Source organism: Enterococcus sp. LJL99 (genome assembly GCF_054871725.1).
The window spans coordinates 13,588-36,950 of record NZ_JBTXLT010000012.1; the positions used below are offsets into that span (position 1 = coordinate 13,588).

At 32.2% G+C, this 23,363-nt stretch carries 22 protein-coding genes; 21 read left to right on the forward strand and 1 reads right to left on the reverse strand.

The genetic code is table 11. The features are described 5' to 3' along the window. The first annotated feature begins 83 nt into the window (after positions 1-83). Positions 84-650 (forward strand): TetR/AcrR family transcriptional regulator, encoded by a 567-nt coding sequence (locus tag ACYSNW_RS15075; RefSeq protein ID WP_461745861.1) that lies wholly within the window; start codon positions 84-86, stop codon positions 648-650. A 50-nt stretch (positions 651-700) separates the two neighbouring features. Here ACYSNW_RS15075 and ACYSNW_RS15080 read toward each other — a convergent pair whose 3' ends face one another. Continuing rightward, positions 701-1,144, reverse strand: coding sequence for a flavodoxin (locus ACYSNW_RS15080; protein ID WP_461745863.1), 444 nt, complete (start codon positions 1,142-1,144; stop codon positions 701-703). A gap of 448 nt (positions 1,145-1,592) precedes the next feature. Between ACYSNW_RS15080 and map the strand changes: the two genes are divergently transcribed. From map to ACYSNW_RS15180, 20 genes are all read left to right on the forward strand, one after another. Further along, positions 1,593-2,357 carry a type I methionyl aminopeptidase gene (gene map, locus ACYSNW_RS15085; protein ID WP_461745865.1) on the forward strand — a complete coding sequence of 255 codons (765 nt, stop codon included), beginning with the start codon at positions 1,593-1,595 and terminating at the stop codon, positions 2,355-2,357. A gap of 22 nt (positions 2,358-2,379) precedes the next feature. Then, entirely contained in the window at positions 2,380-3,294 is a 915-nt protein-coding gene (locus tag ACYSNW_RS15090) for a YihY/virulence factor BrkB family protein (RefSeq protein ID WP_461745867.1), read from the forward strand. A gap of 248 nt (positions 3,295-3,542) precedes the next feature. Further along, positions 3,543-4,679, forward strand: coding sequence for a glycosyltransferase family 4 protein (locus ACYSNW_RS15095; RefSeq protein ID WP_461745869.1), 1,137 nt, complete (start codon positions 3,543-3,545; stop codon positions 4,677-4,679). A 107-nt stretch (positions 4,680-4,786) separates the two neighbouring features. Further along, positions 4,787-5,569 carry a glycosyltransferase family 2 protein gene (locus ACYSNW_RS15100; RefSeq protein ID WP_461745871.1) on the forward strand — a complete coding sequence of 261 codons (783 nt, stop codon included), beginning with the start codon at positions 4,787-4,789 and terminating at the stop codon, positions 5,567-5,569. Continuing rightward, complete coding sequence (locus ACYSNW_RS15105; protein WP_461745873.1) at positions 5,569-6,396, forward strand: glycosyltransferase; 828 nt, start codon at positions 5,569-5,571, stop codon at positions 6,394-6,396. The genes ACYSNW_RS15100 and ACYSNW_RS15105 overlap by 1 nt, the downstream gene beginning before the upstream one ends. Continuing rightward, positions 6,397-7,110, forward strand: coding sequence for a glycosyltransferase family 2 protein (locus tag ACYSNW_RS15110; protein WP_461745875.1), 714 nt, complete (start codon positions 6,397-6,399; stop codon positions 7,108-7,110). It begins immediately after the preceding gene. Between the two features lie 117 nt (positions 7,111-7,227). Continuing rightward, complete coding sequence (gene rfbA / locus ACYSNW_RS15115) at positions 7,228-8,097, forward strand: glucose-1-phosphate thymidylyltransferase RfbA (protein WP_461745877.1); 870 nt, start codon at positions 7,228-7,230, stop codon at positions 8,095-8,097. Between the two features lie 13 nt (positions 8,098-8,110). Beyond that, entirely contained in the window at positions 8,111-8,683 is a 573-nt protein-coding gene (rfbC, locus tag ACYSNW_RS15120) for a dTDP-4-dehydrorhamnose 3,5-epimerase (protein WP_461745879.1), read from the forward strand. A 25-nt stretch (positions 8,684-8,708) separates the two neighbouring features. After that, positions 8,709-9,737: a dTDP-glucose 4,6-dehydratase gene (rfbB, locus tag ACYSNW_RS15125; RefSeq protein WP_461745881.1), complete on the forward strand. Its 1,029-nt coding sequence runs from the start codon at positions 8,709-8,711 to the stop codon at positions 9,735-9,737. A gap of 105 nt (positions 9,738-9,842) precedes the next feature. Then, on the forward strand, positions 9,843-10,688 hold the full coding sequence (gene rfbD, locus ACYSNW_RS15130) for a dTDP-4-dehydrorhamnose reductase (protein WP_461745883.1): 846 nt from the start codon (positions 9,843-9,845) through the stop codon (positions 10,686-10,688). Between the two features lie 38 nt (positions 10,689-10,726). Beyond that, on the forward strand, positions 10,727-11,893 hold the full coding sequence (locus tag ACYSNW_RS15135; RefSeq protein WP_461745885.1) for a nucleotide sugar dehydrogenase: 1,167 nt from the start codon (positions 10,727-10,729) through the stop codon (positions 11,891-11,893). 357 nt (positions 11,894-12,250) lie between these two features. Beyond that, positions 12,251-13,051 (forward strand): ABC transporter permease, encoded by an 801-nt coding sequence (locus tag ACYSNW_RS15140; RefSeq protein ID WP_461745887.1) that lies wholly within the window; start codon positions 12,251-12,253, stop codon positions 13,049-13,051. Between the two features lie 2 nt (positions 13,052-13,053). After that, positions 13,054-14,283 (forward strand): ABC transporter ATP-binding protein, encoded by a 1,230-nt coding sequence (locus ACYSNW_RS15145; protein ID WP_461745889.1) that lies wholly within the window; start codon positions 13,054-13,056, stop codon positions 14,281-14,283. Between the two features lie 59 nt (positions 14,284-14,342). Then, complete coding sequence (locus ACYSNW_RS15150; protein WP_461745891.1) at positions 14,343-17,390, forward strand: rhamnan synthesis F family protein; 3,048 nt, start codon at positions 14,343-14,345, stop codon at positions 17,388-17,390. 10 nt (positions 17,391-17,400) lie between these two features. Beyond that, entirely contained in the window at positions 17,401-18,972 is a 1,572-nt protein-coding gene (locus tag ACYSNW_RS15155) for a DUF2142 domain-containing protein (RefSeq protein WP_461745893.1), read from the forward strand. 15 nt (positions 18,973-18,987) lie between these two features. Then, positions 18,988-20,241 (forward strand): glycosyltransferase family 4 protein, encoded by a 1,254-nt coding sequence (locus tag ACYSNW_RS15160; RefSeq protein ID WP_461746033.1) that lies wholly within the window; start codon positions 18,988-18,990, stop codon positions 20,239-20,241. A 111-nt stretch (positions 20,242-20,352) separates the two neighbouring features. Next, positions 20,353-21,147, forward strand: coding sequence for a glycosyltransferase (locus ACYSNW_RS15165; RefSeq protein ID WP_461745895.1), 795 nt, complete (start codon positions 20,353-20,355; stop codon positions 21,145-21,147). Positions 21,148-21,168: 21 nt separating this feature from the next. After that, positions 21,169-21,897, forward strand: coding sequence for a glycosyltransferase family 2 protein (locus ACYSNW_RS15170; RefSeq protein WP_461745897.1), 729 nt, complete (start codon positions 21,169-21,171; stop codon positions 21,895-21,897). A gap of 3 nt (positions 21,898-21,900) precedes the next feature. Further along, complete coding sequence (locus tag ACYSNW_RS15175) at positions 21,901-22,251, forward strand: DUF2304 family protein (protein WP_461745899.1); 351 nt, start codon at positions 21,901-21,903, stop codon at positions 22,249-22,251. Between the two features lie 3 nt (positions 22,252-22,254). Further along, complete coding sequence (locus ACYSNW_RS15180) at positions 22,255-23,352, forward strand: glycosyltransferase (RefSeq protein ID WP_461745901.1); 1,098 nt, start codon at positions 22,255-22,257, stop codon at positions 23,350-23,352. Positions 23,353-23,363 lie beyond the last annotated feature (11 nt).

The window sequence follows — 23,363 nt, forward strand, 5'->3', positions numbered from 1 at the left end:
CAGATTAAATAAATCATGTTACAATAACATATAAAGTATTCATGTTAACGCTGTAAAGCATCGGTAGAGGGGATTGAATGATTATGGCTAGAAAAAAAACGATCACTAAGGATCAAATATTGAGTGCAGCTTATGAAGTAGTGGCAACAGAAGGTTTTTCCAAGTTTACTGCTAGAAATATTGCAAATAAAATGAAATGTTCGACACAACCTATCTATTTAGAATTTAAAAACATGGACGATTTGAAAGAAGAATTATTTGAAAAGATACATCATTATTTAGCTGATGAAGTTTTTCCAGTGGAGCATACAGGAAATACAATTGTTGATTTGGCGTTGAACTATATCCATTTTGCAAAAAATGAAAACAAATTGTACCGTGCACTTTATTTAGAAGAATATGGTGGGGGACAAAGGATGCAAGAATTCTCTTACAATTACTTTTCTAACGCGGTGAAGAAAGATCCGGATTACGAAGGTTTGGACGATACTCAAATTGAATCACTTCATTTTGGTACATGGATTGTAGCAACAGGGATTGCTGCATTGATGACTTCAGGAGTAATCAAACCTAATGATCAACAAATCGAACGTTTGATGAAAGAAAGCATTGAGAATATTTTGGAAAGAGAATATCCAATTGATATTTAAGAAAAAAACTGGAACAACTAGGCAAAAATAGTCTGTTGTTCCAGTTTTTATTAGTTAACTGCTTCAGCTAATTTCTTAGCAAAAGCTTCAAGATTTTGAATATCTTCTTCTTCTGCTGCTAAATCAACTTTAACAGTATCTGTTCCTTTAGTTGCGCCAGTTTTGGCGAAGGCTGCATCAAAATCATCGACAGATTTACAAAATTCATCATAAAAAGTATCTCCAGAACCACAGACACCATAAATTTTTCCTGTTAAATCAATTTCTTGAAGCTCTTCATAAAAATCAACGATTTCATCTGGTAATTCACCATCACCATATGTGTAAGTAGCAATAACACATATATCGGCATCAGAAAAATCTTCTGCTTCAACTTGTGTACATTCATTGATTTCAACATCAATTGCTAGATTTTCTAAAGTTTCAGCGACGATATCGGCAATTTCTTCTGTATTTCCAGTCATGCTTGCATAAACAATTTTAGCTAAGGTCATTTCATTTCCTCCTTATAAAAATAGTACAGCCTTGATTATATCAGAAGATGAAAGGGAAAGTAAATTATAAAAAATGGTTCGATTGTCTAAATCAAAGGTCTTGACTAGTGATAATTCAATCATGAACTTCAAATAGTCTGTTTTTCAAAATTCCCCATCGTAATGAAGTCCTATCATTAGTGAAAGAATTTATGAAAATCTAGTAAGCATATGTAGTAAAATGCCTTTACATTTGTAGGGTATTGTTATAGATTAGTGATCCTTTATTAAAAACAAATCAGCTAAAATAAGTCGATAACGAAACGATTTATAACTTTCCTTTTTCAATAATGGAATAAAGAGGAAAAGAGAAAAAATTAAAAAATATAAAGAAGCTCTTTCTTTCTCGTGTAAAATCCGTAAATTATGATAAAATACATTTAGTACAAAGATTAGGAGACGATAGTAAATGATCACATTAAAATCACCAAGAGAAATTGAGATGATGGATGAATCTGGCGAGTTACTGGCTGATGTTCACCGTCATTTACGCACGTTTATAAAACCAGGAATTACTAGTTGGGACATTGAAGTTTTTGTAAGAGAGTTTATTGAAAGCCATGGAGGAGTAGCAGCTCAAATTGGTTTTGAAGGTTATGAGTATGCGACTTGTTGCAGTATCAATGATGAAATTTGTCATGGATTTCCTCGGAAAGTTGCTTTAAAAGATGGCGATTTGATCAAAGTCGATATGTGTATTGATTTAAAAGGTGCCATGTCTGATTCTTGCTGGTCATATATTGTTGGTGAATCAACACCTGAATTAGATCATTTAATGGAAGTAACCAAAAAAGCGTTGTATTTAGGAATTGAACAAGCACAAGTTGGTAATCGAATTGGAGATATTGGGCATGCAATTCAAACGTATGTTGAAGGCGAAAATTTATCTGTAGTAAGAGATTTTGTCGGTCATGGTATTGGCCCAACAATCCATGAAAGTCCAGCGATTCCTCATTATGGTCAAGCTGGAAAAGGACTGCGTTTAAAAGAGGGAATGGTTATCACAATCGAGCCAATGGTCAATACAGGGACTTGGCGGATGAAGATGGATCCTAACGGTTGGACCGCATATACGTTAGATGGTGGTATTAGTTGTCAATTTGAACATACATTAGCGATTACAAAAGATGGGCCTAAAATCTTGACTTCACAAGGAGAAGAATTGACCTACTAAGCGCATCCTAAAGGAGATCAGAATGAAATTAGTGGACAAAATAAAAAGCAATGAGCGCTTGAAGCGTTTTATTGAAACGACGCAAACAAGAATGATTGAATCTGAGATAAGTAATACTTCAGTGGTTGTGGCTTATTACTTACTCTTGTCCCTTTTTCCTTTACTTATTGCAGTTGGGAATATTTTACCTTATTTGCGCATTAATCCAGATGAGGTTCTTCCTTACATTGCGGAGGCAATTCCGAGTTCGATTTATCAGGATTTGGAACCTGCGATTAAATCGCTTTTGACGCAGCGTTCTGGCAGTTTATTATCTTTATCAGCGTTAGCAGCATTGTGGAGTGCCAGTAAAAGTATTAATGCTCTTCAGATCGCGATGAATAAAGCTTTTGGTGTTGAGAAACGACAAAATTTTATTGTTATGCGAATCATGTCTCTGGTTGTTTTGCTACTTTTACTAGCGGCTCTAGTTGGCGTTGTTGTAGTCATGGGACTGGGTCAGACTATTTTGCACTTATTACAGCCAATTTTGAATTTTTCTACAAATTATATCGATACATTTCAAACATTGAAGTGGCCAATTACAGCGTTAGTCCTGTTGCTAATTATGTATTTGCTTTATCAAATGATCCCTAATGCTAGGCTTTCTTTTCGATCGGTCTTTCCTGGCGCAGTTTTTGCTACTGTCGGTTGGATGTTATTGTCTCAAGTTTTTGGACTGTATCTTAATTATTTCAGTTCAAAGATTGCCGGCTATCAGATTATTGGGAGTTTTGTCGTTTTGATGTTGTGGCTAAATTTTGCGGCGACAATCATAATTTTAGGAGCGATAATTAATGCGGTCGTAGAAGAATATCTATCTAAAGGGAAAATTGAAGATCGTAATCGTTCATTGAATAAATATGTTAAAAAAATGAAAAGTAAGATTAAAAAATAGATTTATTTTAGTTTAGATGTGATTTCTACAGGTGACTGTTTAAAAACTAAGCTTACTTAGTGATGAAGAAGTTTAGTGGGAAAAATAGTCTAACAATTCATATTTTTGTTGATAAATACTTTAGCATCAACGGAAATTAATGTTGCCAGCGTCTTCAATTATCTCATAATAGAAACGTTTGTTCTAACTTGTAAATGTTTGACGATAAGGTATAATGTACGTTGTATATTAAGAAAGTGGGTTTCCAAATGTCGATGTTCATTTATGACGTTTTTTTACGTCTTTTTTTGACCTTTATCTTGTCATTAATCCTTACTCCGATTATTAAAATTTTTGCATTTAGGATAGGAGCGTATGATGAGCCGGGAGAAAGACGAATCAATAAAAAAATTATGCCTACAGCAGGCGGTTTAAGTATTTATACAGTTTTTTCATTTTCTTGTCTCTTTTTGTTTCAAGCAATCATTCCTAGAGAATATATTTTACCAATTATTATAGCGGCAGGTATAGTTGTGTTGACTGGATTAATTGATGATATTAAGGAACTTTCGCCAAGGATGAAAACAGTAGGCATTTTATTAGGTGCTTTAGTTATTTATTTTCAAACAGATATCCGGATTGATTTGGTTACTTTACCTTTTTTTGGTCAGTTGGATCTTCGTTGGTTTAGTTTGCCATTGACGTTATTTTGGATTTTAGCCATTACGAATGCGTTTAATTTGATTGATGGCTTAGATGGGTTGACATCAGGTGTTTCAATTATTAGTTTGACAACAATTGGTGTAATTGGTTATTTCTTTTTACATGCTAAGACGGTTTATATCCCAATTGTGATTTTTGTTTTAGTAGCAAGTATTGCTGGTTTTTTCCCCTACAATTTTTATCCTGCTAAAATATTTCTTGGTGATACTGGCGCTTTGTTTTTAGGATTTATGGTTGCTGTAATGTCTTTACAGGGATTGAAAAATGCTACTTTTATTACAGTAATCACACCAATGATTATTCTAGGTGTTCCGATTACAGACACTGTTTATGCGATTATTCGCCGCCTGTTGAATAAACGTCCGATTTCTTCAGCAGATAAAATGCACTTACATCATCGATTATTATTTTTAGGTTTTACCCATAAGGGAGCCGTCATGACGATTTATGCATTGGCATTAGTATTTTCTTTTGTAGCACTACTGTTTAGTTACGCAAGCAGTTTAGCCTCTATTTTGCTGATTGTATTTTCTTTAATAGGCTTGGAATTATTCATTGAATTGATTGGTTTAGTTGGAGAAAGTCATCAGCCGTTGATGTATATTTTACGCATGCTAGGAAATAAAGAGTTTAGAAGAGAACAAATTGATAAAAAACTAGGTAAACATGCTAAGAAAAAGTAAGGACTATTGTAATTACTGATTTCTCTTTTTTACTGTGGTATAATTGGATAGGATAGAGCTTGAAGCATATGATTTTCGTATGCTTCTTTTAAATGAGGTGTAATAAATTGAATGAGAGAGTAATCATCTCTATTGTAACGCATAATAGCCGACATATATTTGAGGTGCTGGATAATTTAAAAAGAGAAGTAGGAAATGATTCTCAGTATGAAATCCACATTTTTGATAATCATTCTGAACAAGATTATTTAGCGGAGTTGGAGCGCTATAAATCATTAATCACTATACATAAATCAAACGAAAATCATGGTTTTGGTTATGGACATAATTATGTTTTAAAGAAAACAGATGCTAAATATGGCATTATCTTTAACCCTGATATCCTTTTAACAAAGCAGGCGATGGATAAAATGATTGAACGACTGAAGTCTGATGAGCAAATTGCAATGGTTTGTCCCAAAGTTTTGAATGCAGACGGGACAACACAATATTTAGTGAGACAAAAACTGGATGTTTTTGATTATATGTTACGCTTCATTCCATTTAAGTTTATCAAAAAACTATTTCATAAACGACTTAGTTTTTACGAATGTCGTGATTTGCCAGATTCAAATACCTCTTATATAAAAATGGGGTCTGGTTGCTTGATGGTGATCGACAATGCTGTTTTTAAGCAAATTGGTGGTTTTGATGAACGCTTCTTTATGTATTTTGAAGATAACGATTTGTGCCTTCGTTTTGGTCAAGCGGGGTATAAAATTTTGTATACGCCTTTTGAGACCGTTACTCATCTTTATGAAAAAGGGGCACATAAAAGTAAAAAACTGTTTAAAATCTTTTTGCAATCGATGGGGAGATTTTTTAATAAGTGGGGGTGGAAGTTTTTCTGATGCCTTACAAAATAGTTATTACAATCGTACTCTATGAAAATGAATTCGCAGATACACCAAGTTATTTGTTGCTAAAAAAGCTATTAGAGCAAGGAAATTATAGTCTGTTAATTTACGATAATAGTAAACATAAGCAAACCAATGATTTTTTTGATAATGAGCGCGTGCATTATATGCATGATCCCAGCAATCCTGGACTAGCTAAAGCGTATAATGCAGCAAAAAAATTACTGTTTGAGATAAATGCCGATTTTCTTTTATTATTAGATCAGGATACATTATTGTCAGAAGATTATATAGCAAAAATAGAGCAACTTCATCCGCAAAATGACATTGGAGCATTTGTACCAATTGTTCAGTGTAAAGGAAGACAAATTTCTCCGGTATTTAATGATGACTATGTTAGCGGGCAATCCTCATTTCCTAAAGCAGGGAAATATGAAGCGGTTATGGCAATTAACTCTGGAACGGTTTTACCAAAAGAAACGCTTGAACTGCTTGGAGAATTCAATCTTGATTTCCCACTTGATTATTTAGATCATTGGCTTTTTTGGGAAATTGGTCAAAAGCAGAAAAAAATTAAGGTTTTAGATACCATACTTGAACACGATTTATCTGTGTTGAACTATCGAACAGTCACTATCGGTAGATATGAATCAATTATTTCAGCTGAAACATTGTTTTATAAAAAGTATCAAATTGGCAAGTTTTCGACCTATAAAAAGCATTTATTACTTAGAGCGCTTAAACAATTTTTAACGGTCAAAAATCGTAAAATTTGGCATAGGACAGTTGCTGAATATTTAAGCTTGATGAGAGGTGAGTAAATGATTTCAGTTTGCATGGCGACCTATAATGGGGAACGCTTTTTAAACGAGCAGCTAGCAAGTATTTTACCGCAATTAGCCTCAACAGATGAATTGATTATTTCGGATGATGGTTCAACTGACGAAACATTGACATTGTTAGAAAATTACGCGCAAAAAGACCATCGTATAAAGTTGATAAATGGCCCTGGAAAAGGGGTTATTGCGAATTTTGAAAATGCAATCCAACAGAGTCAAGGTGAATTTATTTTTTTAGCCGATCAAGACGATATATGGCTACCTGAAAAAGTATCAGTGATTAAAGAGTATTTCGAGAATCATCCAGAAATAAATTTAGTTGTTGCTGATTTAGTCATTGTTGATACGGAGCTAAAGCCAATCGAACCCTCTTATTTTGCTTATCGTAAAGTCAGAAAAGGGTTTGTGAAAAACATTATCCGTAGCGGTTATATTGGGGCTGGCATGGCTTTTAGAAGTACTCTAAAAGAAAAAGTACTACCTTTTCCGCCGACTATTCCGATGCATGATATGTGGATTGCCTTGATTAGTGAGTGGGAAAATAAATCAGCGTTTATTGATGAACCTTTGACTTTGTATCGCCGTCATGAAGATAATGTTAGTGAAATCGCTACAGATTCATCGTTTTTACAGCAATTAAGTTGGCGGACATCATTAGTTTCTGCTTTGATTAAACGTGGAATAAAGAGAAAATAAGATTAACGTTAGTTTACATTTTTGTAAAATATTACTAAAACGAATGACAAGCGAAACGTATAATGCGATAATACTAAGGATAAATAAAAAAATGAATGATTTTTAAAGGAGCTTTCTATGAAAGGAATTATTTTAGCTGGAGGCAGTGGAACAAGATTATATCCATTGACAAAAGCCACATCAAAACAATTGATGCCTATATATGATAAACCAATGATTTACTACCCAATGTCAACTTTAATGTTAGCAGGAATTACTGAAATTTTGATTATCTCAACACCAGAGGACACACCACGTTTTGAAGGTTTGTTTGGTGATGGAAAAGATTTAGGGATTCATATTGAATACGCTGTGCAAGAAAGTCCTGATGGCTTGGCGCAAGCATTCATTATTGGAGAAGAGTTTATTGGCGATGATAGTGTTTGTCTGGTTTTAGGAGATAATATTTATTATGGTGGTGGCTTGTCTAAAATGTTGCAACGTGCTGCGGCTAAAGAAGAAGGAGCAACTGTATTTGGCTATCATGTGAATGATCCTGAACGATTTGGTGTTGTAGAATTTGATAAGGAAATGCAGGCTCTTTCGATTGAAGAAAAACCTGAAAAACCAAAATCTAATTATGCTGTGACAGGTCTGTATTTTTACGATAATGATGTCGTTGAAATAGCAAAAAATATCAAACCCTCTGATCGTGGTGAATTAGAAATCACGGATGTAAATAAAGTCTATCTAGAAAAAAATAAATTGTCTGTTGAATTAATGGGTAGAGGATATGCATGGTTAGATACTGGAACTCATGAATCTCTTTTAGAAGCTTCGACTTTTATTGAGACAATCGAGAAACGCCAAAACTTAAAAGTAGCTTGCTTGGAAGAGATTGCATATAGAATGAACTATATCTCGAAAGAACAATTGATTGAATTAGCACAGCCATTGAAGAAAAATGGTTATGGACAATATTTATTAAGATTAGCTGAGTCAGAGTAGGGGCGAATAGAAAATGAAAGTACTAGATACTAAATTGCAAGATGTAAAAATCATTGAAATGGACGTTTTTGGCGACCATCGTGGTTTTTTTACTGAAAGTTATTCAAAAGAAAAGTTTGCGGAACATGGTTTGGATTTTGACTTTGTACAAGATAATCACTCATTGTCTACAGAAGCGGGTGTTTTAAGAGGCTTACATTTTCAAAAAGGTGAGGCCGCACAAACGAAGTTAATTCGTGTGGTTACAGGCGCTGTATTAGACGTAATCGTTGATATTCGTAAAGGAAGTCCAACTTACGGTCAATGGGAAGGCTATATTTTATCTGAACATAATCATCGTCAATTACTAGTACCAAAAGGTTATGCTCATGGTTTTGTGACCTTAACGGATAATGTGAACTTCCTATATAAATGTGATAATTATTATAATGCGCCAGCAGATGGTGGGATTGCATTTGATGATCCAGATTTAGGTATTGATTGGCCAATCGATATAAAAAAAGCAATCACTTCTGAGAAGGATCAAAAACATCCAACATTAAAAGAATTTGAAAATCAAAATCCATTTATTTATGGTGAAATCTAGATAGATTAATAGGAGAGAATTCGAAATGAAAAACATCATTGTTACTGGTGGAGCGGGTTTCATCGGATCAAATTTTGTTCACTATGTGGTGAATAATCATCCCGAAGTTCATGTTACCGTCTTAGATAAATTAACTTATGCTGGAAATGAAAAAAATCTTGATGGCTTGCCAAGCGATCGTGTTGAATTGGTTGTTGGCGATATTGCTGATGCAGAATTAGTGAATAAATTAGTACAAAATACAGATGCAGTTGTGCACTATGCAGCAGAATCACACAATGACAATTCATTAAATGATCCATTTCCATTTGTTCAAACGAATATTATTGGTACGTATACATTGATTGAAGCATGTCGGAAGTATAACGTGCGTTATCATCATGTTTCTACTGATGAAGTGTATGGAGATTTACCTCTTAGAGAAGATTTACCAGGTCATGGAGAAGGACAAGGCGAAAAATTTACAGCAGAAACGCCTTATAATCCATCTAGTCCATACTCATCAACAAAAGCTGGTTCTGATTTACTTGTAAAAGCGTGGACTCGTTCGTTTGGTTTAAAAGCAACGATTTCAAACTGTTCAAATAATTATGGACCGTATCAACATATTGAAAAATTTATCCCACGCCAAATCACCAATGTGCTTAGTGGGAATAAACCGAAATTATATGGCGCAGGGAAAAATGTACGTGACTGGATTCATACGAACGATCATTCTTCAGCTGTTTGGGCAATTTTAACCAAAGGTCGTTTAGGCGAAACTTATTTGATTGGTGCGGATGGCGAAGAAGATAACAAAGCTGTGATTGAGTTGATTTTAGAGTTAATGGGTCAACCAAAAGATGCCTATGAACATGTTAATGATCGTCCAGGTCATGACTTGCGTTATGCGATTGATTCGACGAAATTAAGAGAAGAGCTAGGCTGGGAACCAGAATTCACTAATTTCCGCGATGGTTTAGCAGAAACAATCAAATGGTATTCAGAAAACGAAAATTGGTGGAAAGCTGAAAAAGATTCAGTAGAAGCGAATTATGCGAAAAATGGTCAATAAAAAATAGCGTACTATTTTTAATGATAACCTGACACAAATTGAGTGGAATAGAAAGTCGTTAGGCAGGATCGATCCTGCCTTTTTACTTGAGGAGGAAATAAAGTAATGATACTTTTAACTGGTGGTAATGGACAATTAGGGACTGAACTACGTCATTTGTTGGATGAACAAGGACTTGAATATATTTCTACAGATGCGAATGAAATGGATATTACAGATGCAGAAAAAACAATGACATTTATTAAAGAATTAAAGCCTGAAATCATCTATCACTGCGCTGCGTATACAGCTGTTGATAAAGCAGAAGATGAAGGCAAGGAATTAGATGAAAAAATTAATGTTACAGGAACTGAAAATGTTGCGCAAGCGGCTAAAGCTGTAGATGCAACGTTAGTTTATATCAGTACGGATTATGTGTTTGATGGTACCAAAAAAGATGATACCTATCAAGTAGATGATCAAACAAATCCTCAAAGTGAATATGGCAGAACAAAGTTATTGGGCGAAGAAATCGTTCGTAAAACGCTGGATAGATACTATATCATTCGTACATCATGGGTTTTTGGTCAGTATGGACATAACTTTGTTTTTACTATGCAAAATTTAGCCAAAACACGGGACACATTGACTGTCGTAAATGATCAATTTGGTCGTCCGACTTGGACAAGAACATTAGCTGAATTTATGGTTTTTGTTGTTAAAGAGCAAGCGCCATATGGTATCTATCATTTATCAAATGATGATAGTTGTAGCTGGTATGACTTCGCTAAAGAGATTTTAAAAAATACAGAAGTTGAAGTGTTGCCTGTTGATTCAACGCAATTTCCGCAAAAAGCCACTAGACCTAAGTATTCTGTAATGAATCTTGAGAAAGCAAAAGCTTTAGGCTTTGTTATTCCAACTTGGCAAGAAGCATTGGAAATGATGTTAAATCAAAAAGTAGTAAAATAATTATAGTTTAATTTTATAATAAGAGGGGAGTATGAAAAATGAAAATTTCAATTTTTGGTTTAGGATATGTAGGATTAGCAAATGCTTTACTATTAGCACAAAATGAACAAGTAAAAGCGTATGATATTGTTGATGAAAAAATTAAACTATTACAAGCCGGTAAATCACCTTTAGAAGATAAAGAAATTCATGAATTTATGGAACGCAAAGATTTAAATGTTGAATTTACGACAGATTTCGAAAAAGCTGTATTGTTCGCTGATTACTTGATTATCGCTACGCCAACAGACTATGATCCGGAAAAAAATTATTTCAATACGTCTACCGTAGAATCGGTGATTGAACAAGCGTTAACGATTCGACCAGATGCTGTTTTTATTATTAAATCAACAGTTCCGGTAGGCTACACAGAGTCTATTCGAAAAAAATATGGTACAAAGAATATTATCTTCTCCCCGGAATTCCTTCGTGAAGGTCGTGCGTTGTACGATAACTTACATCCTTCAAGAATTGTGATTGGGGAAGTATCAGAACGTGGGCAAGAATTAGCTGATATGTTTTTAAGAAATACGGTAGCAAAAGATGCCCCTGTTTTACTTACACATGATACTGAAGCAGAAGCAATTAAATTATTTTCAAATACGTATTTAGCATTGAGAGTTGCTTATTTTAATGAGCTTGATACTTACGCTGAAGCACGCGGGTTAGATTCTAAACAAATTATTGAAGGAGTCGGGTTAGATCCAAGAATCGGAACCCATTATAATAATCCTTCATTTGGCTATGGTGGGTACTGCTTACCAAAAGATACCAAACAATTACGTGCGAATTATGAAGATGTACCAAATAATATCATTGGCGCAATCGTAGACGCGAATCGTACAAGAAAAGATTTTATTGCAGAACAAATTCTAGCAAAAAATCCTAAAAAAGTAGGAATCTTCCGTTTAACAATGAAAGCTAATTCAGATAATTTCCGTTATTCATCCATTCAAGGCATCATGAAACGTTTGAAAGCAAAAGGAATCGAAGTTGTTGTTTATGAGCCGACCTTAGCTGAAGAAAGCTTTTACAATTCAAGAGTTATTAAAAATTTGGCTGAATTTAAAGCAATTTCAGATGTGATTGTATCTAATCGCTTTGAAGATGAATTAGAGGATGTTCAAGCTAAAGTTTATTCACGTGATTTGTTTGGACGAGATTAGAAAAATAGTTTGAAGTGAGGAGGTTTGGGAAAAATTGTCTTTACCTTTGTCTCAACCTCAATTTTTATGAAAATAGTATTGAATGGAAAAGTTTAGTATAATAGAGTGATAAATTTACCATGGCTGAAAATTAAATCACTCAATTTTTTTCGATGCATTGATAAAATTTGATGAAGCTGTAGTTTAGTGAATAAAATTTATGAAATAGGCAAAGCTATAATGAATAACGATTGATAGTGATATAAAGCTATTTTGAAATAGGGTTACAACAAGATATTACCGTGTCTTTCCAACTTAAAATTGGATTGTATCTGTTAATAGTATTGTTAATAAAATAGATTTGAGGTAGGTCCTAGAATGTTTGAAAAAAAGAACAGAATATTGTTAAAAGAATTAGTAAAAACTGATTTCAAATTAAGGTATCAAGGTAGTGTTATTGGTTATTTATGGTCAGTTTTAAGACCAGTAATGTTATTTGCTGTTATGTATGTGGTTTTTATCTACTTTCTACGCTTTGGAGATGATGTACCTCATTTTGCAGTTGCTTTACTTTTGGGACAAGTTTTATGGGGCTTTTTTAGTGAAACAACTAGTTTAGGGATGGTTTCGATTGTTAACAGAGGTGATTTGTTAAGAAAACTTAATTTTCCAACTTATATTGTAGTTGTTTCAATTTCTATCAATGCCTTTATTAATTTGATCATTAGCTTAGTTATTGTGTTTATTTTTGGTTTAATCAATCAAGTAGATCTATCGATATACGGGCTTTTAGCACCACTTATTTTCATTGAATTATATGCATTTTCCTTAGGCTGCGCATTAATCTTGGCAACGATTTATGTTCGTTTTAGAGATATTGCTCCAGTATGGGATGTCCTTTTACAAATCGGTTTATATATGACTCCGATAATTTATCCAGTAAAATTAATCATTGAAAAAGCTGACATTCAAATTGCCAAAATATTACTATTAAATCCAATGGCTCAAATGATTCAAGATATGCGGTACTGGTTTACAAGTCCTGTAAATACCACTGTTTGGCAACTAATAGACAATAAATTTATTGTGTTAATTCCATATGTAATACCTTTTGTCGTTTTAATAGCTGGATTCTTAATATTCAATAAAAATTCTAAAAAGTTTGCGGAGATTCTTTAATTATGAAAAAAGAGAGTGCAATAAAAGTAACTGAAATCAGTAAAAGTTTTAAACTTCCTACTGAAAATACAAATAGTCTAAAGAGAACAATTGTTAACTATTTTCAAGGAATTAAGGGCTATAGAGAACAAAAAGTTCTTAGAAATATCTCGTTTGAAGTTGAAAAAGGCGATTTTTTCGGTATAGTAGGAAGAAATGGTAGTGGAAAATCTACATTATTAAAAATTATTTCTCAAATTTATGTTCCTGAACATGGAACTGTTGATATTAATGGTAAACTAGTCTCTTTTATCGAGCTTGGTGTTGGCTTTAATCAAGAATTGTCGGGGAAAGAAAATGTTTATTTAAATGGTGCCTTGCTAGGTTTTTCAACTAGTGAAATCGACGAGATGTATGGAGATATAGTTGAATTTGCCGAACTTGGTGATTTTATGAATCAAAAATTAAAAAATTACTCTAGTGGTATGCAAGTTCGCCTAGCTTTTTCAGTCGCAATTCAATCTAAAAGTGATATCTTAGTTTTGGATGAGGTTTTAGCAGTTGGAGATGAAGCGTTCCAAAGAAAATGTAATGATTATTTTATGAAAGCTAGAGAAGATAAAAAAACAATTGTTTTGGTTACTCATTCAATGGATGCTGTTCGCAAATATTGCAATAAGGCAATGATGATTGATAAAGGTGAAGTTAAAATAATTGGCACACCTGAAGATGTTGCAAATCAATATTCTCTTTCTAATGTGACAGATACTGGTTCTGCTACTGTTATTGAAGGTGAATCAGATGAGGAAGTTGAAGTTAAAGAAGAACAAAAAATGATTGAAAATTTAAAAGTAGAACTACTTTCAACTACCATCATAGATTTCGATAATGATAGTACAGAGGTCGAATTTATGATTTCATATGATGTGATTGAAGAAATGAAAACATACGTTGCTTTTTCAATGGTAGATATTGATAAAAATATTTGGTTGTACAATGATAATTCTTATGATTCAATTACTGAAGGAAAAGGACATAAACAGTTAAGATATAAGTGTAGCCTTAACGAATTGAATGGTTGTACAATTAAATTAAACGTTTCTATTCGTAATGATAAAGATGAACCCTTTGCATTTGCAGATAAAGAGAACTCACCAGTTATTATTGTAGCCAAACGTGAAAATATGACAAAAAGTGAGCGGATTTCAAGTAGTGGTGTTATAAGAAGAAATGGTTTATGGATAGCGGAATAGAAAGATATAAAATAAAAGTTAGTTTAGGGAATAAATACAAGTAAGGATGGGGTCAAAAAGTGAAAGATTTAGTTTCTGTAATTGTCACTTGCTATAATCACGAAGCCTATATTGCTCAGTGTTTAAATAGTATTTTTACACAAACCTATAACAATATAGAATTGTTAATTATAAATGATGGATCAACGGATCATTCTGGAGATATTATTGAAGAGTTAATATCTAGTTCTCCATTTGAAAATACAGAATATATTTCTCAAGTAAATTCTGGTATTTGTGTTACTAGAAATCGTGGTTTAGAATGGGCAAGTGGAGAATTTCTACTATTTGTAGATAGTGATAATTATCTTGATGATGACTTTATTGAAAAATTGGTTTATACAGCGAATACAAGTCAGGCGGATATTGTGTATACAGATTTGTTTAATATTGAGACACAAGAAATTTTTATGGAAGCAAAACCTTTCACTCTTAAAACTTACTTGGCATCAAACTATATTGATAACTGTTCTTTATTGCGAAAAGAAAAAATTAACTCCTACACATATGATTTGGAACTTAATAGAAAAAAGTTAGTAGATTATGATTTTATTATGGGACTGATTTTGTTAAATCAAGCAATCCCAACAAAATGTGAAGGTGCAAAATTAAATTATCGTGTATTAGCCAACTCTATTTCTAGAGAAGGAGATCATGCCACAGAAAAATATTATTATGAGGTATATTTATATATTTTAAAAAAATATGTCAAAAATTATCCTTATGAAATTTTAGCGGCAGTACAAGAGAACATCATGACTCTTTCAGCGAGATTAACTGATTTAATTCAACATCTTTCAAATCTAGAAGTTCATATAAACAATCAAGAAAGCACCATTCAAGAGTTATTGCAACAAAGTGAATCGTTACAGAAGGAAATCGAATACATAAAAAATAAAGAAAATCAATTATTGAAAGAAAAACAAAACTTGACCAATGAAAATAAGCATTTAAAAAATGTTATTTCATTATTAGAAAATGATAAAAATGAAATTTTAAGTTCAGCATCGTTTAGAATCGGTAATTTTGTTATCAAACCCCTTAGTTATTGTAAAAAAGTGATTAAAAATCCTAAAATATTTTTTTTGACTCTAAGAAAAGTAAAGAATTATTTGAGTAGAAAAATAACTAACATACCTAGTGTGAAAAAAGTATATTTTAAACAAAAAAGAAGAATCCAAAGGAAAAATAATAACTATAATAATCCTAGACGCATGCTAATTTTTGTTATTTATGAAGGGCAAGATCAACTTCAAGAATATAAGTTATATTTTTTGAAATCCTTAGCTAAATTTGTTGACAATGTATTGATTGTTGTTAATGGGCAGTTACCTGATTCTGATATCCAAAACTTATCTAAAATAGGTCATGTTGAAATAAGAGATAACAGTGGTTATGATACTGCCGCTTTTCGTTATGGTATCAATTATCTTGGGAAATCTGGCTTAAATGATTATGATGAACTTTTACTGGTAAATGATACGAATGTTGGCCCAATCGAAGATCTCTCTATTGCGTTTTCTAAAATGAATCAAAAGGAAGTAGATTTTTGGGGAATTTCATATGGAGAAGAGCAAAATGACTTCACTGAATTTAATAAATATGGCTATATTCCAATACATTTACAATCTTACTTTTTAGTTATTGAGAAATCGTTATTAGTAAGCGACGATTTTTATGATTATTGGACAGCACTGAACGATACAGACTCCAGATATAAGGCGATAGGGAAACATGAGACAGTATTTACCAAGCACTTTGAGGATTTAGGGTTTACACATAGCGCTTTAATTGAAGATAATATAGATAGTCCGATGTATATTCATCCTTTAAGAATGGTTAAGGATGGAAGTCCTTTGATTAAATATACGGCCTTCGCAAATTATACAAATGAGAAGTTTGCGTGGCAAGGATTAAGTAGAGAAACGGAAGTTCCAGCATTAATTGAATATTTAAAAACAGAAACCGATTATCCGATGTCGATTATTGATCAAATCATGTTTGAAGTAAAAAATAAAAAAGTAAAACAGCATATTTTAATTATTGATGGGGTCGAAAATGTGATACCACAATTAACAAATTATAGGGTTATGAATAAAAAAGAACAGCTAGAATCTTTGGGATATGCGGTTTGGGTAGTAAATCTTTCAACTTTTCAAATGGGATATGCTGAACATGCCAGTCATATTATCATATACAGAGCGCCTCTGAATTCTCAATTGATTGAATTAGTACGTTTGGCTCGGTCAAATCATAAACCAATTTTTTATGATATTGATGACTTAGTTATTGATACAGCATTCACCGATCAGCTATCTTATGTTCAACAACTTTCAGAAACTGAAAAAAGAAATTATGATAATGGTGTGATTAGTTACGGAGATATGATGGAGTTATGTGATGGGGTTGTCACTTCAACACTGAAGATGAAAGAGGAACTCCATAAATATAAAGACTTAGTGTTATTAAATAGAAATTTAGCTAATCATGAACTAGTGAAAATAAGTCAAAGGACAGAGAAACAATATAATGTGGAAGGCACTTCTGTAAAAATTGGTTATTTTTCAGGCTCTATCACACATAATGAAAATTTTGAACTTGTCAAACAAGCCATTATACAATTAATGAAAAAGTATAATCATGTGGAGCTTCATCTAGTTGGACATCTAGACTTACCTGATGATATCAAACCATATAAAGATAGAATAAAAATCCATCCATTTGTCAACTGGCAAGAATTACCCCAATTGATTAGTGAAGTAGATATAAACATAGCTCCTTTAGTTAATTCGATTTTTAACGAAGCCAAATCAGAAATTAAGTGGATCGAAGCATCATTGGTAAAAGTTCCTACCGTTGCTAGTAATTTAGGTGCATTTAAAGAAATGATTACAAATAATGAAACAGGTGTTTTAGTGAACGATTCAGATTGGTATGATTCGTTAGATACCATGATTCAATCATTTGAACTAAGAAAAAAAATTGCTGAAAATGCGAATAAATTTATTTTGGAACAAGCGATAACAATTGAACATGAGGATGAATTAACAAAATTTTTAAGGGGTTAAATAAATGAACTTGATTAAAGAAAATGTTAAGGAACTTAATAAAAATCGTATATTAATTTTTTGCTCGCTTATTTTTTTAGTGTTTGGACAATTTCTGTTACAATATAAAGAAGTACGTTGGCCAAAACTTTATATAATTTTAGCAGTTGTTTTTTTTGTTCTGGTCTTTACTTTCTCTAGACTAAATAATCAGAACAAAATCCATCGAAATGCCTTTGTCCTCATTTTAACTGTAGGAACATTGAATACGTTCATCCTTCCTGTACGACAAAATTTAGATGAGAATACTCACTATTACCATGCATTAGAATTAGCAGATGGTAAAATAATAAATCAAACAAATGAAATGAATTTTTTAGATATTTCTCCTGATTTTCTTGCAGAAACAAAAATGCCTAGTAAGCCAGGATATGGGAATGATTTAAATACTAATCTATACTATAAAGAATTTTTTGAAATTGAGCATAAACCTTCTGAATATAAAGAGGAGTTATTAAATAAGTCAGGATTTAATAATCCAGCTTATATTCCTAGTGCATTGGGAATAAGCTTTGGAAGATTGATTAGTAATAAAATTGCTGTTTCCTATTATCTCGGTCGTATTTTTAACGTATTGTTTTATGCCCTTTTAGTTTTATTGGCTATAAAACTAAGCAAAAACTATAAACTTCAAATTTTTTTAGCAAGCGCGGTTCCCTATGCCCTATGGGTTTCAGTAGGGTATACGTATGATAATTTATATTATGGGCTAGTTATACTTATTATTGCACAAATCACTAACTTTTTAGGACCAAAGAACAAAGTTACCACGAGGGATATTATTTTATATGAATTAACCTGTTTAGGCTTGGTATTCTGTAAAGCTCCTACCATATTATTAGCATTTTTACCTTTGTTTATACCTAAAGAGAAGTATGATAGTGGTCTAATGTTATTGAAAAATTTATTCATTACCGGTTTCTTTTTATTTTTAGGTCTTATTTGGTTGATACAAGCTAAAATTTTTGAGATATTTAGAGCTTCAAGTCCAATCTTGGAAAAAGCTAGTGATGGAAATGGAGAGAGTTCAAACATCATTTATTTTCTTCGTCATCCTATATATTCTGTGGAACTAGTATTGAGAAGTCTTTCGGATGTACTTTCAACAATTGTTGGTTCAATACAAAGACCACAACCTTATCTATTACGATCAGATACACTTGCTGCAATAAACGGAATCGTTTTTATCGTCTTACTTATTTTGGTGACGTTATTAGTTAAAATACGTTTGAATAAAACATTTTTAATTGCATCGTTATCTATTTTTTTACTAATTATTTTGGGAACTATTTTGGCTATTTCAGGTGATCCTCGAGTTTTTAATATTGGTGATTTACATGTGGACGGAGTTCAAGGAAGATATCATTTTTATATTTTAGTTTTTTTACCACTGCTACTGGCTCCTTATATTCAAAAACCGAGTTTTGCGATAGCTGACTTTGCCAGTTCCATTGATGAGGATCGATTGATCGTCTTTGTAACAAAAATGATTTATATGGTTACTATTTTAAATACTGCGGTCGCTTTATACGGCTACTTATAAACTGTGAGGAAAATAATTATGAAGACTGTTCTTTTCATTTCTCCGACTGGAACGTTAGATAATGGGGCAGAAGTCTCTATCTTCAATCTAATGAAATTTTTAGTTAGTGAAGGATATCAAGTAATCAACATTGCACCAACGCAACAAAAAACGTTAACAAATGACTATTCTAAAGAGTTTTCAACAAATGGCATTGAATGTATATTAGTTAATGCCCAGCGATGGTGGTGGGAAGATGCACCAGGAAATCTATTTGGGAGTGAAATAGATAGAGCTACTTCTTTTAGAGAAACGATTAATAAAATTGTTACAGTAATTGAAGAAAAGCAAGTAGATCTTGTTATTAGTAACACGGTTAACGTATTTCAAGGAGCCCTTGCTGCTGCTATAAAAAACAAACCTCATTTTTGGTTGATTCATGAATTTCCAGAAAATGAATTTGCTTATTACAAAGATAAACTAGATTTTATAGATACCTATTCTACAGAAATTTTTGCTGTTAATGGAAAACTATTTGAGAGAGTTAGTGAGTTGTTCCCAGAGAGAAAAGTAAAAGCATTTTCTCCATACACTGAGATTACTTATAATAAACCCAAGGCTGGAAATAAATCCAGAATTGTATCGATTGGTCGAATATCTGAAAGAAAAAATCAACTTGAGTTGATTCAAGCTTTTGAAAAAATTCGTAATAAAGAGCTTGAATTAATTTTTGTCGGAGGCTGTGATGAGTCATATAAAGAAAAGTGTACGAAATACATAAAAGATCATCACATAAAAAATATTCGCTTTTTAGGAAATAAAGATAATCCTTGGGCTGAAGTAACAGATAAAGATATATGTGTGTTTCCTTCTGCAATGGAAACTTTTGGGCTTGTTTACGTTGAAGCATTACTAAATGGTATCCCGGTCATTTTATCGGATAATCCTGGACATACTTCTGCATATGAGATGTTTAAATTCGGGCAGCTTTATCCAAGTGGTGATATTAGTTCTTTGGTCAATCAAATGAATGATTTCTTGGAAAACTTTGAACAAAAGCAAAAAGAAGCTATTTTATTTACCAGTAAAGCAGAAGAAATTTATGAAGTATCAATAGTTTATAAAGAAATCATTATAGAATTAGAAAATTCTGGTCACGTTCAACAACATGCTATTAGACACATTGCTAATTTACTTACTTTAAATGAGAAGAAAAGTAAACTTGCGAAATTGGAGTTTCGGATTCGTCAAAAATTACAACGAGTTTTATATAGATTAAAACGAAGATAAAGTTTTAGCTGAGTTGTAACATGTACTTATAGTATAGTTGTTTATCAATTAGAAGATTTTTTTGAATAAACTAATTGAATGACTACAATAGAAAGAGGAATTGTGAATAGTATGAAAAAAGCGAAACATTCTTTTATGATATGTGCATATGGAGAATCTCCTTACTTAGAGAAATGTATTGAATCTTGTGTTGGTCAGGAGTCGGTAAAACAAAACGATTCGTTGATAGGTCTATATACAAGCACTCCTACCGACTATATCGAAAATCTATGTGAAACTTTTGGTATTCCTATGTATACTTCTGAAGGTGGCGGTATAGGAAAAGACTGGAATAATGCTTTATCATTTGTACAAACTCCTTACGCAACTATTGTTCATCAAGATGATATCTATTTACCTGATTATGGTAAAACAGTTATTAAAAAATTAGAAGAACGAGATGATTATACAATCGTTTTTACTGATTATTGTGAAATCGATAATCATGATAAACTTAGAAAAAGAAATATAAATTTGCATATAAAAACATTAGGACTTTCTGTGATGTCGATTTTGCCTTTAAAAGGGTATCAAAGAAGAGTATACGCTTTTGGAAACTTTATTTCATGTCCAGCGGTTTCATATAATATGATTAATTTAAAAGGATTTAAGTTTGATGAAACCTTAAAAATGACGCTTGATTGGGATGCTTGGGAAAGAATAATGAAAAGAACTGGTAGAATCAAGTATATTCGAAAAAGATTGATGTATCATAGAATTCATGAAGAGTCTGAAACGACAAACAATACAGTAGATAAAACGAGAGAAATTGAAGAACAATTACTTTTTGAACGTTACTGGGGTAAAAGTATTTCAAAAATGCTAATGAAATTCTATACATTTAATCAAAAATCGAATGATATCTAATTCTTTTATAGGGATGGGAAAATGAAAAAACATAAAATCTTATTAATTATTCCAGCTTATAATGAAGCCGATGGAATTCTAGATGTAATAAAAAAAGTAAAAGAATATCAAAAAAAATGTCCTTATGATTTGGATTATTTAGTAATCAATGATGGTTCTACAGATAATGAAGAGGAAGTTTTAGTCAAAAATAATATTGACCATGTAGAATTAGTTTGTAATCTAGGGATTGGTGGAGCTGTACAGACAGGCTACATTTATGCATTAAGAAATGGTTATGATATTGCTGTTCAATTTGATGGGGATGGTCAACATGATATTGAGTCTCTGTCTAAATTAGTGGATCCAATTATTAAGGATCAAGCTGATTTTACAGTTGGTTCGAGATATGTTACGGACAGTGATTCAGAATTTAAATCCTCAGGTGCGAGACAATTTGGCATTAAAATTTTATCAAATTTAATTCGTCTCTTAACCCGTGTTAACATAAAAGATGTAACTAGTGGATATAGAGCTGGCAATCGCCGAATCATCAAACAATTTGTCGAGCGCTATCCTAGTCAGTATCCAGAACCTGAAAGTTATATGTATTTGATTGCCAAAAATGTTCGGATTCAGGAAGTTGGCGTAAAAATGTTCGAGCGAGAAACTGGAAAATCAAGTATCAGTCTTATTAATTCTGCCAGTTATATGATTAATGTCTCATTATCTATTATTATTGCCTCATTAATAAATAAGGAGGATGCATAAATAATGCCATTTCAATTACAAATTTTAGCCATTATTTTGGCGATTGTCTTTTTTGTTTTTACTATTTACTTGATTCGAAAAGGACATGCTGAAGTTAGACAAATGAATAAATGGTTGTTTCTGGGTTTAGTCATGATTTTTGGCTCTTTATTCCCTGCATTCGGTAATAAAGTTGCCCATTTTTTTGGAATCACGACTTTAACGTCCTTAGCTTTGTTTGTTCTCACTGGTATTTTACTTTACTTCTCTTTAGTAACTCAAGTAACTTTAATAAACAAAGAAAAACAATTGAAGATATTAACACAAGAATTATCTCTTTTAAAAAAGAAGATAAATGAAACAGAAGAGGATTAATTTATGAACGGGATTTACCTATCTCAGGACTTAACACATGCTGATGGTATTTTAGAAAAGATCAACTTACAAATTAATGAGTTTGAACAAAATAATTATCACATTACGAAACATATAAACGGGAAACGAAATAAGCTCCATTTAGCGAGAAATTTAATACCATTTTTTTCTGAGCAATATTTTAAGACTAAGAATATTGAATGGACTAATTATGATTTCGCATACATAAGAAAAGGGGCTGTTTTGGACAAAAGTGTCATTGAACTAGTGAAGAAAGCCAAAAAGATAAATCCAAAGCTAAAGATCATTCTTGAAATTCCTACTTATCCTTATTTGAATGAATTTAATGGTTTAGTAAAAATAGATATTGCAATGAAAGAAAAACGTTGGACCAAAAAACTATCAAAGTATATTGATAGAATTGTCACGTATTCAGATGATCAAGAAATATTTGGTGTTCAGTGTATAAATATTTCGAATGCTTATGAATTTAAGCAATTAAGTTTTAGCCGTGAAGAAGCTGAGGATCAAACCATTCATTTAATTGGTGTGGCTACACTATGTTTTTATCATGGTTATGATCGTCTAATTGAAGGCTTAAAAGAATACAATCAAAAGACGGAGCAGAAGACCAAAGTAGTATTTAATCTTATTGGTGATGGTCCTGTTTTAAGTGAATATCAAAAACTTGTAAAAGACTACAATCTTGAAAATATCGTAACTTTAAGTGGTAGAAAAAAATTAACTGAGTTAGATCAATATTATAAAGAAGCGAGTATCGGAATTGATTCATTGGGTAGGCATCGTTCGGGCGTTACTTACAATAGTAGTTTGAAGGGAAAAGAATACCTAGCTAAGGGATTACCGATTATTTCTGGTGTAAAAACTGATCTAGACGATAAAGATATCCCCTTTTACTATCGTGTACCAAATGATGATACGCCCATCAATATTGTTTCGATTGTTGAGTGGTATCAAAATTTAACGAATAACAAATCGCGAAATCAACTTTCTAAAGAAATATATCAATACGGTGAAACTAATTTCACTTTTTCGGTTACTTTTTCTCCGGTGATTGATTATCTAAATGGAATTTTATGAGAATAAGCTTA

Excerpts from the sequence above, each read along its gene's own strand:
- rfbD (WP_461745883.1), top strand. The coding sequence starts at position 9,843 with ATGATACTTTTAACTGGTGGTAATGGACAATTAGGGACTGAACTACGT.
- ACYSNW_RS15075 (WP_461745861.1), top strand. The coding sequence starts at position 84 with ATGGCTAGAAAAAAAACGATCACTAAGGATCAAATATTGAGTGCAGCT.
- ACYSNW_RS15175 (WP_461745899.1), top strand. The coding sequence starts at position 21,901 with ATGCCATTTCAATTACAAATTTTAGCCATTATTTTGGCGATTGTCTTT.
- ACYSNW_RS15110 (WP_461745875.1), top strand. The coding sequence starts at position 6,397 with ATGATTTCAGTTTGCATGGCGACCTATAATGGGGAACGCTTTTTAAAC.
- rfbC (WP_461745879.1), top strand. The coding sequence starts at position 8,111 with ATGAAAGTACTAGATACTAAATTGCAAGATGTAAAAATCATTGAAATG.
- ACYSNW_RS15140 (WP_461745887.1), top strand. The coding sequence starts at position 12,251 with ATGTTTGAAAAAAAGAACAGAATATTGTTAAAAGAATTAGTAAAAACT.
- ACYSNW_RS15135 (WP_461745885.1), top strand. The coding sequence starts at position 10,727 with ATGAAAATTTCAATTTTTGGTTTAGGATATGTAGGATTAGCAAATGCT.
- ACYSNW_RS15090 (WP_461745867.1), top strand. The coding sequence starts at position 2,380 with ATGAAATTAGTGGACAAAATAAAAAGCAATGAGCGCTTGAAGCGTTTT.
- ACYSNW_RS15095 (WP_461745869.1), top strand. The coding sequence starts at position 3,543 with ATGTCGATGTTCATTTATGACGTTTTTTTACGTCTTTTTTTGACCTTT.
- ACYSNW_RS15080 (WP_461745863.1), bottom strand. The coding sequence starts at position 1,144 with ATGACCTTAGCTAAAATTGTTTATGCAAGCATGACTGGAAATACAGAA.
- ACYSNW_RS15105 (WP_461745873.1), top strand. The coding sequence starts at position 5,569 with ATGCCTTACAAAATAGTTATTACAATCGTACTCTATGAAAATGAATTC.
- ACYSNW_RS15165 (WP_461745895.1), top strand. The coding sequence starts at position 20,353 with ATGAAAAAAGCGAAACATTCTTTTATGATATGTGCATATGGAGAATCT.
- ACYSNW_RS15145 (WP_461745889.1), top strand. The coding sequence starts at position 13,054 with ATGAAAAAAGAGAGTGCAATAAAAGTAACTGAAATCAGTAAAAGTTTT.
- rfbA (WP_461745877.1), top strand. The coding sequence starts at position 7,228 with ATGAAAGGAATTATTTTAGCTGGAGGCAGTGGAACAAGATTATATCCA.
- map (WP_461745865.1), top strand. The coding sequence starts at position 1,593 with ATGATCACATTAAAATCACCAAGAGAAATTGAGATGATGGATGAATCT.
- rfbB (WP_461745881.1), top strand. The coding sequence starts at position 8,709 with ATGAAAAACATCATTGTTACTGGTGGAGCGGGTTTCATCGGATCAAAT.
- ACYSNW_RS15170 (WP_461745897.1), top strand. The coding sequence starts at position 21,169 with ATGAAAAAACATAAAATCTTATTAATTATTCCAGCTTATAATGAAGCC.
- ACYSNW_RS15180 (WP_461745901.1), top strand. The coding sequence starts at position 22,255 with ATGAACGGGATTTACCTATCTCAGGACTTAACACATGCTGATGGTATT.